The organism is Burkholderia sp. 22088, from assembly GCF_052045915.1.
GTDB lineage: Bacteria > Pseudomonadota > Gammaproteobacteria > Burkholderiales > Burkholderiaceae > Burkholderia > Burkholderia cepacia.
This window is the reverse complement of sequence record NZ_JBQEPY010000034.1, coordinates 35068-46250: the sequence shown is the minus strand read 5'-3', so window position 1 is coordinate 46250 and position 11183 is coordinate 35068. Positions and strand designations below refer to the sequence as shown.

General features: G+C 66.2%; 7 protein-coding genes and 2 pseudogenes. 2 read left to right on the top strand and 7 right to left on the bottom strand.

Annotation, left to right across the window (positions count from 1 at the left end):
- Window positions 1-119: pseudogene (locus tag ACTJLD_RS40575) on the top strand (IS481 family transposase); the annotation flags it as partial.
- Window positions 120-236: 117 nt separating this feature from the next.
- The gene (gene moaA / locus ACTJLD_RS40570) at window positions 237-1385 is read left to right on the top strand and encodes a GTP 3',8-cyclase MoaA (protein WP_226212711.1); all 1149 of its coding nucleotides are present in this window, start codon (window positions 237-239) and stop codon (window positions 1383-1385) included.
- A 156-nt stretch (window positions 1386-1541) separates the two neighbouring features.
- On the opposite strand, the pseudogene ACTJLD_RS40565 reads toward moaA, so the two are convergent.
- The 7 genes and pseudogenes from ACTJLD_RS40565 to ACTJLD_RS40535 all read right to left on the bottom strand — a co-directional run.
- Window positions 1542-2138: pseudogene (locus ACTJLD_RS40565) on the bottom strand (MFS transporter); the annotation flags it as partial.
- 125 nt (window positions 2139-2263) lie between these two features.
- On the bottom strand, window positions 2264-3544 hold the full coding sequence (locus ACTJLD_RS40560; protein ID WP_226212710.1) for an MFS transporter: 1281 nt from the start codon (window positions 3542-3544) through the stop codon (window positions 2264-2266).
- Window positions 3545-3557: 13 nt separating this feature from the next.
- On the bottom strand, window positions 3558-4346 hold the full coding sequence (locus ACTJLD_RS40555) for a peptidylprolyl isomerase (protein WP_226212709.1): 789 nt from the start codon (window positions 4344-4346) through the stop codon (window positions 3558-3560).
- 9 nt (window positions 4347-4355) lie between these two features.
- Window positions 4356-5039 carry a respiratory nitrate reductase subunit gamma gene (narI, locus tag ACTJLD_RS40550; protein WP_431642896.1) on the bottom strand — a complete coding sequence of 228 codons (684 nt, stop codon included), beginning with the start codon at window positions 5037-5039 and terminating at the stop codon, window positions 4356-4358.
- A gap of 24 nt (window positions 5040-5063) precedes the next feature.
- Window positions 5064-5759 carry a nitrate reductase molybdenum cofactor assembly chaperone gene (narJ, locus tag ACTJLD_RS40545; protein ID WP_431642894.1) on the bottom strand — a complete coding sequence of 232 codons (696 nt, stop codon included), beginning with the start codon at window positions 5757-5759 and terminating at the stop codon, window positions 5064-5066.
- Window positions 5756-7285 carry a nitrate reductase subunit beta gene (narH, locus tag ACTJLD_RS40540; protein ID WP_226212706.1) on the bottom strand — a complete coding sequence of 510 codons (1530 nt, stop codon included), beginning with the start codon at window positions 7283-7285 and terminating at the stop codon, window positions 5756-5758. The genes narJ and narH overlap by 4 nt, the downstream gene beginning before the upstream one ends.
- Window positions 7282-11049, bottom strand: coding sequence for a nitrate reductase subunit alpha (locus ACTJLD_RS40535; RefSeq protein WP_431642892.1), 3768 nt, complete (start codon window positions 11047-11049; stop codon window positions 7282-7284). The genes narH and ACTJLD_RS40535 overlap by 4 nt, the downstream gene beginning before the upstream one ends.
- Between the last annotated feature and the right edge of the window lie 134 nt (window positions 11050-11183).

Genomic DNA, 11183 nt, shown 5'->3' with positions numbered 1-11183 from the left:
CCTTGGCGAGTTGGCAGCACCACTACAACTGGCATCGTGCCCATAGCGCCATCGGCGGCGTTGCGCCGATGGCCAGACTTCCCGCGTCGAGAAACAACCTCTTGACGCTTCACAGCTAGCCTGCACATGTCGCACCGCCTTGCCGCGATTAGCGCGAAATTGCGCATCTGCCCGTATCATCACACGAACGCGCGCCCCGACTACGCATACCGTCGCCAACGCGTCATCTGCCGGCCATGCACGTGGCCGCTCTTCCACCCTACCTTACCCGGGCAGACGAACCGATCGTGAATTCCATCGCACCCGCCCTGCCGATCGACATCGCGTCCTACCGCAATGCACCGGCAGACGCCCCGTCCTTAGACACGCTCGCGCGCCCATTGCGCGATCTGCGGCTGTCCGTCATCGATCAATGCAATTTCCGCTGCACTTACTGCATGCCGCGCGCAAACTTCGGCGCCGACTACGCATTCTTGCCGTCGTCGCAGTGGCTGCCATTCGAGCAGATGATCAAAATCGCACGTGCATTCACGTCGCTCGGCGTCGAGAAGATCCGCATCACGGGAGGCGAGCCGTTGCTGCGGCGCGGGCTCGAATCGTTGATCGAGTCGCTCGCGGCATTGCCGGCCTTGAACGGCCAGCCAGTCGAAATCGCACTCACGACCAACGGCTCGCTGCTCGCCGCGAAAGCGCGCTCGCTTCGCGATGCGGGCCTCGGTCGCGTGACGGTCAGCCTCGATGCCGTCGACGACGCGATCTTCGGCCGCATGAGCGACGCCAGCGTGCCCGTTTCGCGCATACTCGCCGGCATCGAAGCCGCGCAGGCGGCCGGGCTCGCACCGGTCAAGGTCAACGCGGTAATCGAGCGCGGCGTCAACGATAGCCAGATATTACCGCTGGTTCGCCAGTTCCGGCATACGGGCGTGGCCGTGCGCTTCATCGAATACATGGACGTCGGCGGCGCGCGCTTCTGGTCGGGTGACAAGGTGCTGACCGCGATACAAATGCGCGAGATCATCGAATCGGCCTATCCGCTAATGCCGGTCGGCGACGGAGATCCCGCGGGAACCGCGATCCGCTATCGCCACGCCGACGGCGCCGGCGAAGTCGGGTTCGTCGCCAGCATGTCGCATCCATTCTGCGGCGCGTGCACGCGGGCGCGCGTGTCCGCCGACGGGAAGCTGTACACGTGCCTGTTCGCGACCGACGGCACGGATCTCCGCCCGTGGCTCGCCGATACGACGCCCGTCGAGCAACTGGCTGCCGCGGTACGCCGCCGCTGGCTGCACCGCGACGACCGGTACTCGGAACTTCGAGCCGCCCTCGGCGCGCGGCGGCCGGGAAAAGGCTATCCGACCGTGCGCATGTCGCTCGTCGGCGGTTGATAGGTGGCGCGGCCAAGAAATACGACACGCGACGCTTCCCAAACAACAAGATCACAAAGACAACCGACGATACGCATGCCGGACCACCGGACGAGCCGCTGCGATCCGTATCGCCGCCAAACTCGCTCTAGATCCGGTCCGGAAAACCAAGCGGATCAGCGACAGAGTGACGTAGCCGCCGAGTACGACGACGTAATATTGCGAGTAACGCAACACCCGCCGGTCCTTCAGTACGGCCATCTGGCTGCTGAAGCTTTGCGCCACGGCCGCTCGATGGGAACGGTCGGAAACCGACACGAGCCAGAAGCCGACGACCGTGAGCAGAATCTCCACCGAATAGACCTTGGGCACGATGGTCCATATGCCTGCCGCCACCATCAGCACCGGCGCGACGAAATTATTGAGCGCGGCGCCCGAGTTGCCGGCGCCGAATATGCCCATCGCAAAACCTTGGCGCGCCTTCGGAAGCCAGCGGGCAACATAGGGCGTGCCCACCGAAAACGAAGCCCTCGCGATACCGAAAAACAGGCCTAGGACGAGGAGCTGCAAGAGCGCCGTCGCGTACGAAATGAGCCGGATCGGCACGATCGTGCAGAGAAAGACGATGTGGCCGCCATACCGGTCGGTCCAGATGCCGAGCGGCACGCTGGCGAGCGAGTCCGTCAGCACCGGCATGGCCGTAATCAGTTCGAACTACGTGTCTATCAGTTGCAACTGCTGCTTGAGCGGAATGCCGAGAATCGCAAACGTCATCCGGACCGCGAACGCAAAGGTGCTGGCGCCGAATGCACGCGACGCCCTCACATGAATTGCTAACGAATTAGGTCACCCCAATCGCAACGGGTCCGGAAGCACGCCGCGTGATGCAATCACGCGGCTCAACCCCAATGCGAGCCCTCGGCAACCGGAATCCGTTTGACTTCAGAAAAATAAATTAGGATCAGCGACACCCACACGATCCCGTACAGGAACATGAAGCAGGTCGTGCGCACGCGCAGCAGGTCGAGCAGCACGCCGAACAGGATCGGCAGCAGGAAGCCGCCGAGCCCGCCCGCGAGGCCGACGATGCCCGTGACGACGCCCATGTTGTCCGCGAAATCGTCGGCGACGTACTTGAAGGTCGACGCCATCCCGAACGCGAACACCGCGCCGAGCGCGAAGGTCAGCGCGACGAAGCCGGCCACCGGCATCGACATGTTCAGCGTCGCGGTGCCGTCGATCGTGTGGATCACGAAGTCGGTGGCCGGATACGACAGCAGGAACAGCGTGATCCATGCGACCCACAGCCCCCACCACGTGACCGCATGCGCGCCGAAGCGGTCGGACAGCGCGCCGCCGAGCGCGCGCAGCACGGAGCCCGGCAGCGAGAAGCCGGCCGCGAACGCGGACGCCATCACGAGCGACATCCCGTATTCGCTTTTCAGGTACTGCGGAATCCACAGCGACAGCGCGGTGAAGCCGCCGAACGTGATCGAGTAGTACTGGCAGAGCCGCCACACGCGCGGGTCGCGCAGCACCTTGAACGAATCGAGCCACGAACCGCCGCGCTTGCCCGCGCCCGGATCGGGCGCCGACGCGAACCAGAAGATCAGGGCCGTGACGAGCAGCGCGACCGCATACACGCGCGGCACGAAGCGCCAGCCGTACGCATTGAGCAGCAGCGGCGTGACGAACAGGTTGACCGCCGCGCCGCTCGTGCCCGCGCCGAACACGCCCATCGCGAGCCCGCGCCGCTGCGGCGGGAAGAAGCGCGCGACATACGGCGTGCCGACCGCGAACGACGCGCCGACGCAGCCGAGGAACAGCCCGATCAGCAGGAACTGCCAGAGCTGCGTCGCATAGCTGACGATATAGACGGGCACCGCGCACACGACGAGCAGCACCGTCATCACGATGCGGCCGCCGAAGCGGTCGGTCCACGTGCCGAGCGGCAGACGCATCAGCGCGCCGGTCAGCACGGGTGTCGCCGTGAGCATCCCGAACTCCGTGCTGTTCAGCCCGAGATCGGTGCGCAACTGCACGCCGAGCACGCCGAACATCATCCACACGACGAAACACACCATGAACGCGAGCGTGCTCGCGGCCAGCACCGACCACGCGCGCAGCGGGATGGCCGGCACGTTCGCGACCGACCCGGCGTTACCTTGTTGAGTTGCCATATGCAAAACCCCGTTATTGGACCAGCGGCCCGTTCGCGCCGTCGAATTCGACGCCTTCGACGCGCGCACTGCCCGCGAGAATCGCCACGTACTGCCGCATCGCCCGCTGCCGCACGCGTTCCGACAGATACGCGGCGATCTGCGCGGCGGCTTCGTCGAACGGCACCGCGTCGCCCGGCACGCGGCGCTCGATCCGCACGATGTGGAAGCCGAAGCGCGTGTTGACCAGTTTCGGCAGCACGCCGAGCCCATCGGTATCGAACAGCGCGGCCTCGAATTCCGGCACCGTGTCGCCGCGCAGCAGTTGCCCGAGGCTGCCGCCGATTTCCGCCGACGGGCAGTTCGACGACGCGCGCGCGACCGCTTCGAACGTATCGGGCGCGGCGACCACGTCGGCCAACGCGCTTTCCGCGCGCTGCCGCAGCGGCGCGAGCGGCACGCGGTCCGTCACCGCGAACAGCACATGGCTCGCATAGACGATGTCGTTGCGGCGAAAGCGCGCCGGATACTGCGCGTAGTAGCGCTCGCAATCCGCGCGGTCGGGTTCGGGCACGTGCGTCAGCTCGCGCTCGAGCAACGCGTCGACGGCCGCGTCGTCGAGCGGCGCGCGTTCGTCGAGCAGCGCGAGCGATACCGCGCGCTGCCGCAGCAGCTCGCGCACCGCGAGCGAACGCCGTGCCGCATCGATCGGATCGAGTGCGTCGCCGTGATGCGCAGCCGCCTCAGCCGCGATTGCGTCGTCGTCGATCGCGACACCGTTGATGCTCAATGCGACCGGCGCGTCGGAGAGAACGTCGTTCATGCGGCCTCCTCAGCGCTTGCGCACGAGCTGGTACGGGCGGATCAGGTACGCGACCGACGCGATCCCGCTCCAGATATGCACCATCCGCGTGAACGGCGACACGAGGAAAATCGTGAAGCCGAGCAGGATATGCAGCCGGTACGTGAGCGGCACGCCGACGAGCAGGCTCGCGATGTCCGGCCGGAACGTGACGACGCCCTTCACGTAGTCGGTGAGCTGTTCGAACATCGCGCCGTCCATGTGCCGCGTCGACAGCACGACGGTGCCGAGCCCGAGCGCGAGCTGCACCCACAGCATCAGCACGATCAGGATGTCCGACTTGCGGCTGTTGCGGCGGATGCGCGGGTCGCCGAGACGCCGCCAGATCAGGAGCGTCAGCCCGATGATCGCCGCGACGCCGGCGGCACCGCCCGCGACCATCGCGACGAGCTGGTGCCCGGACGCCGACAGGAACGGCGACACGAGCCAGTGCGGCGCGAGGAAGCCGCCGAAGTGCCCGAGCACGACGACGAGCACGCCCCAGTGGAACAGGATACTGCCGAGCCGCAGCATGCCGTGGCGCAGCAGCTGCGACGAATCGCTCTTCCACGTGTACTGCTCGCGGTCGAAGCGGATCAGGCTGCCGACCAGCAGCACGGCGAGGCAGATGTACGGGTAGATCCCGAACAGGAACTGATGCAGAGTGTCGTTCATGTGTTTCCCCAGTTGGGCCCGCGCTTAAGCGCCGCGGGCGGGCCGCTTGTCGTGGAATTGAACCGTCTGCTCGGCGGGTGTCGCGGCGCCGACGAAGCGCACGGCCTCGTCCGCATACGACGCATCGAGCGCGCGGTAATCGTCGGCACTCGGCCGCTCGGCGGCCACGTCGTCGGTGGCGGCATCCGGCGCGTCGACCGGCGCGAGGCCGGCCATCGGCAGCAGCGCGCCGACGACGAAGCTGTAATGGCTGCCGCGCTGCGCGAGCGCGCCGGCCAGCGCGCGCAGGATCTCGCCGGTTTCGGCGAGCAGCTTGCGTGCGTCGGGCGCTGGCAGCCGCGACAGGTATTCGAGGAACACGGGCAGGTAGTCGGGCAGCTCGCCCCGGTTCAGGAACAGCCCGTGCCGCTCGTACATCTGCAGCAGGTCGACCATCGCCTGCCCGCGGTCGCGCGATTCGCCGTGCACGTGCTCGAACAGGTACAGCGATGTCGCGCGGCCGCGGTCGAACAACCCGACATAGTTCTCCTGCAGCGTGAGCAAATCGCGCTCGCGCACGTAGCCAAAGAACCGGTCGAGGCCCGCGCGCACCGTTTTCGGCAAACGCGCACCGTCGCGCAGATGCGCTTCGATCGAATCGAGCGCGGCGACGAGCGTATCGTCGGGATAGTCGAGCAGCGCCGCGAGCGCCGCATAAGTTGGATCGGTTGCGGTGCTCATCGCGAGGCCTCGTGAATCGGAATCGTCTTCGTGCCCTTCTTCGTGCTGAACAGGCTCGCTTCGGAACGACCGTCCGAACAGCCGTTGCCGAACGAGAAGCCGCACGATGCACGCAGGTCGTACGCGTTCTCCGCATACTCGCGGTGCGTCGTCGGGATCACGAAACGATCCTCGTAGTTCGCGATCGCGAGGTAGCGATACATTTCCTCGACCTGCGCGAGCGACAGCCCGACCTGGTCGAGCACGCCGCGCGCATCGACGCCGTCCACGTGACGCGCACGCATGAACGCGCGCATCGCGAGCAGCCGCTCGAGCGCGAGCTTCACGGGCGCCTCGTCGCCGGCCGTCAGCAGGTTCGCGAGATAACGCAGCGGAATGCGCAGCGATTCGACGTCCGGCAGGTAGCCGTTCATCCCGAGCGCGCCGCTGTTCGCGGCCGCGTTGATCGGCGACAGCGGCGGCACGTACCACACCATCGGCAGCGTCCGGTATTCCGGATGCAGCGGGAACGCGATCTTCCAGTCGATCGCCATCTTGTAGGCCGGCGAACGCCGCGCGGCGTCGAGCCACGCGGCCGGCACGCCGTCGCGTTCGGCCTGCGCGATCACGGCCGGGTCTTCCGGGTCGAGGAACAGCGACAGCTGCGATTCGTACAGGTCCTTTTCGTTCTCCGCGCTGGCCGCTTCGCTGATCCGGTCGGCGTCGTACAGCAGCACGCCGAGATAACGAATGCGGCCCACGCAGGTTTCCGAGCACACGGTCGGCTGGCCGGCCTCGATGCGCGGATAGCAGAAGATGCACTTCTCGGCCTTGCCGCTCTGCCAGTTGTAGTAGATCTTCTTGTACGGGCATCCCGACACGCACATGCGCCAGCCGCGGCACTTGTCCTGGTCGATCAGCACGATGCCGTCTTCCTCGCGCTTGTAGATCGAGCCCGACGGGCACGCCGCGACGCACGCCGGGTTCAGACAGTGCTCGCACAGGCGCGGCAGGTACATCATGAAGGTGTTCTCGAACTGCCCGTAGATGTCCTTCTGCACCGATTCGAAGTTGTAGTCCTTCGCGCGCTTCTCGAATTCGCCGCCGAGGATTTCCTCCCAGTTCGGCCCCCACTCGATCTTCTCGAGCCGCTGGCCGCTGATGAGCGAGCGCGGCCGCGCGACCGGCATCGCGCGCGTGTTGCCGGCTTCCTGCAGATGCGCATAGTCGAACGTAAACGGCTCGTAGTAGTCATCGATCTCGGGCAGGTGCGGGTTCGCGAAGATCTGCGCGAGCAGTCGCCACTTACCGCCGAGGCGCGGCTCGATCTTGCCGTCCGCGCGCCGCTGCCAGCCGCCGCGCCAGCGGTCCTGGTTCTCCCAGTCCTTCGGGTAGCCGATGCCCGGTTTCGTCTCGACGTTGTTGAACCACGCGTACTCCATCCCCTCGCGGCTCGTCCATACGTTCTTGCAGGTCACCGAGCAGGTATGGCACCCGATGCACTTGTCGAGGTTCAGCACCATCGCGATCTGTGCGCGTACCTTCATGACGTTTCTCCTACCCGTGCCTGCGTTGTCGGGTCGACCGCGGTTTCTTCACCATCGAGCCAGTCGATCTTGTTCATCCTGCGCACGATCAGGAACTCGTCGCGATTCGAGCCGACCGTGCCGTAGTAGTTGAAACCGTATGCGAACTGCGCGTAGCCGCCGATCATGTGCGTCGGCTTCAGCGCGATGCGCGTGACCGAGTTGTGGATGCCGCCGCGCGTGCCGGTGATCTCGGAGCCCGGCGTGTTCACGATCTTCTCCTGCGCGTGGTACATCATCACCATCCCGGACGGAATCCGCTGGCTGACGACGGCCCGTGCGCACAATGCGCCGTTCGAGTTGTAGCACTCGATCCAGTCGTTGTCGGCCACGCCGATCGCCTTCGCGTCGTCCTCCGACATCCACACGATCGGGCCGCCGCGCGACAGCGTCAGCATCAGCAGGTTGTCCGTGTACGTGCTGTGGATCCCCCACTTCTGGTGCGGTGTCAGGAAGTTCAGCACGCGCTCGGGATTGCCGTTCGAGCGCTTGCCGACCATATGCGCATAGCTGCCCGTATCCACCGGCGGCTTGTACGCGCACAGCGATTCGCCGAACGCGCGCATCCATGCGTGATCCTGGTAAAGCTGCTGGCGGCCGGTCATCGTGCGCCACGGCACCAGTTCGTGCACGTTCACGTAGCCGGCGTTGTACGACACGTGCTCGGATTCGATCCCGCTCCACGTCGGCGACGAGATGATCTTGCGCGGCTGCGCCTGGATGTCGCGGAAGCGGATCTTCTCGTCCGCGCGCGCGGCGGCCAGGTGCGTATGGTCGATGCCGGTGATGCCGGACAATGCGCGCCACGCCTTCACCGCCACTTCGCCGTTGGTCTCCGGCGCGAGCGCGAGGATCACCTCGGCCGCGTCGAGCGCCGTATCGATGCGCGGGCGCCCTTGCGCGACGCCGTCGGCCACCTTGTAGTTGAGCTCGCCGAGCAGCTTCACTTCGTCCTTCGTGTCCCAGCCGATGCCCTTGCCGCCGTTGCCGAGCTTGTCCATCAGCGGCCCGAGCGACGTGAAGCGCGCATAGGTGTTCGGATAATCGCGCTCGACGACGGTCACGGCCGGCATCGTGCGGCCCGGCACCGGCTCGCATTCGCCGCGCTTCCAGTCCTGCACGTCGAACGGCTGCGCGAGTTCGCCCGGCGTGTCATGCGCGATCGGCGCGAGCACGACGTCGCGCTCGACGCCGAGGTGCCCGTCGCACAGCTCGGAGAAACGCTTCGCGATCCCCTTGAAGATCTCCCAGTCGCTCTTCGATTCCCACGCGGGATCGACTGCCGCCGACAGCGGATGGATGAACGGGTGCATGTCGGACGTGTTCATGTCGTCCTTCTCGTACCACGTCGCGGTCGGCAGCACGACGTCCGAATACATGCAGGTGGTCGACATCCGGAAGTCGAGCGTCACGAGCAGGTCGAGCTTGCCGCGCGGCGCCTCGTCATGCCACGTCACTTCCTCGGGGCGCGTGCCGCCCGTCGCGCCGAGATCCTCGCCCTGCACGCCGTTGGTCGTGCCCAGCAGGTGCTTCAGGAAATACTCGTGCCCCTTGCCCGACGAGCCGAGCAGGTTCGAGCGCCACACGAACAGGTTGCGCGGGAAGTTGCCGGGCGCATCGGGATCCTCGCTCGCCATCGTCAGCGCGCCCGATTTCAATTGCCGCGCGATATCGGTGCCGGCGTGCGCCGGATCGGCAAGCGCCGCGCCGACCTTCAGCGGATTCACCGCGAGCTGCGGCGCGGACGGCAGCCAGCCCATCCGTTCCGCGCGCACGTTGTAGTCGATCGGCGCGCCGTGGAACTGCGACTTGTCCGCGAGCGGCGACAGCAGCGTGGCCGGGTCCATCGGGTCGTAGCGCCACTGGTCGGTATGCGCGTAGAAGAACGACGTCGCGTTCATCTGGCGCGGCGGGCGGTTCCAGTCGAGCGCGAACGCAAGCGCGGTCCAGCCCGTCTGCGGCCGCAGCTTCTCCTGGCCCACGTAGTGCGACCAGCCGCCGCCCGGCTTGCCGATACAACCGCACATGATCAGCATATTGATGATCGCGCGGTACGACATGTCCATGTGGAACCAGTGGTTGATCCCCGCGCCGATGATCACCATCGACTTGCCCTGCGTCTTGTGCGCGTTCTCCGCGAACTGCCGCGCCACCGCGATCACGTCCGCGCGCTTCACGCCGGTGATCGCCTCCTGCCAGGCAGGCGTGTACGGCAGGTCGTCGTCGTAGCTCGCGGCCACGTCGCGGCCGCCGAGGCCCTGGTCGAGCCCGTAGTTCGCGACGAACAGGTCGTAGACGGTCGCGACCAGCATGTCGCCGTCACGCGTCGCAATGCGTCGCACGCCGATCCGGCGCGACAGTTCGGAAGCATGCTGCGTCGAGTTGAAGTGCGCGTGCGGCTGGTTGCCGAAGTATGGGAACAGCACGTCGACCACGTCGTCGTGCGCGTCCGTGCACGACAGCCGCGGCGACAGCGCCGCGCCCTTCGACGTCTCGCCGCGCAGGTTCCACTTGCCCTTGTCGGCGTCGTTCTGCTGCCCCCAGCGGAAACCCACCGAGCCGACCGGCACGACGAACTCGCCGGTCGCGTCGTCGATCATCACGGTCTTCCAGTCGGGGTGCGCGGCCTCGTCGAGCGCGTCGTCGAAGTCGGACGCGCGCACCAGGCGCTCGGGCACGTAGCCGTCGCCGTGCGGCACGAGGCGCACGAGGCACGGCATGTCGGTATAACGCTTGCAGTAGTCGGTGAAGTAGTCGCTCTTCCCCGCCAGATGGAACTCTTTGAGGATCACATGGCCCATCGCGAGCGCGAGCGCCGCGTCGGTGCCCTGCTTCGGGTGCAGCCACAGGTCGCCGAACTTCGCGCCTTCCGCGTAGTCGGGGAACACCGACACGACCTTGGTGCCGCGATAACGCGCCTCGACGAGGAAGTGCGCGTCCGGCGTGCGCGTCTGCGGGACATTGGAGCCCCACATCATGATGAACGTCGAGTTGTACCAGTCGGCCGATTCCGGCACGTCGGTCTGCTCGCCCCACGTCTGCGGCGACGCGGGCGGCAGGTCGCAGTACCAGTCGTAGAAGCTCAGGCACACGCCGCCGATCAGCGACAGGTAGCGGGAACCTGCCGCATACGACACCATCGACATCGCCGGAATCGGCGAGAAGCCGACCACGCGATCGGGGCCATGCCGCTCCACCGTGTGCACGTTGGCCGCCGCGACGATCTCGTTGACCTCGTCCCAGCTCGCGCGCACGAAGCCGCCGAGCCCGCGCCGGCTCTGGTACGCATGCCGCGCTGCGTCGTCGTCGACGATCGAACGCCAGGCTTCGACGGGGCCGAGCGTACGCCGGCGTTCGCGCCACAGCTTGACGAGCGCGCTGCGCACGAGCGGATGCTTGAGGCGGTTCGCGCTATATAGATACCAGGAGTACGAAGCGCCGCGCGAGCAGCCGCGCGGCTCGTGGTTCGGCATGTCGGGACGCGTGCGCGGATAGTCGGTCTGCTGGGTTTCCCACGTGACGATCCCGCCTTTCACGTAGACCTTCCACGAGCACGAACCCGTGCAGTTCACGCCATGGGTCGAGCGGACGATCTTGTCGTGCTGCCAGCGCATCCGGTAGCCGTCTTCCCATTTTCGGTCTTCGTCCGTGACGGCGCCGTGCCCGTCGGAAAAGCGTGGCCGCGTGGTGGAGAAGTAACGCAATCTGTCCAGGAAATGGCTCATGGGGATCTCGTTTTTCCGGTCTTTTGGTAGACCCTGATTATTTAAGGAGGTGAAATACCGGTTGTAAAGGACGACCGACCGTCGGCCGACACGCATTGAGCCACAGGTCAGTCGTATTGTGATCCGAATTCTTA

Excerpts from the sequence above, each read along its gene's own strand:
- ACTJLD_RS40535 (WP_431642892.1), bottom strand. The coding sequence starts at position 11,049 with ATGAGCCATTTCCTGGACAGATTGCGTTACTTCTCCACCACGCGGCCA.
- ACTJLD_RS40560 (WP_226212710.1), bottom strand. The coding sequence starts at position 3,544 with ATGGCAACTCAACAAGGTAACGCCGGGTCGGTCGCGAACGTGCCGGCC.
- moaA (WP_226212711.1), top strand. The coding sequence starts at position 237 with ATGCACGTGGCCGCTCTTCCACCCTACCTTACCCGGGCAGACGAACCG.
- narH (WP_226212706.1), bottom strand. The coding sequence starts at position 7,285 with ATGAAGGTACGCGCACAGATCGCGATGGTGCTGAACCTCGACAAGTGC.
- narI (WP_431642896.1), bottom strand. The coding sequence starts at position 5,039 with ATGAACGACACTCTGCATCAGTTCCTGTTCGGGATCTACCCGTACATC.
- narJ (WP_431642894.1), bottom strand. The coding sequence starts at position 5,759 with ATGAGCACCGCAACCGATCCAACTTATGCGGCGCTCGCGGCGCTGCTC.
- ACTJLD_RS40555 (WP_226212709.1), bottom strand. The coding sequence starts at position 4,346 with ATGAACGACGTTCTCTCCGACGCGCCGGTCGCATTGAGCATCAACGGT.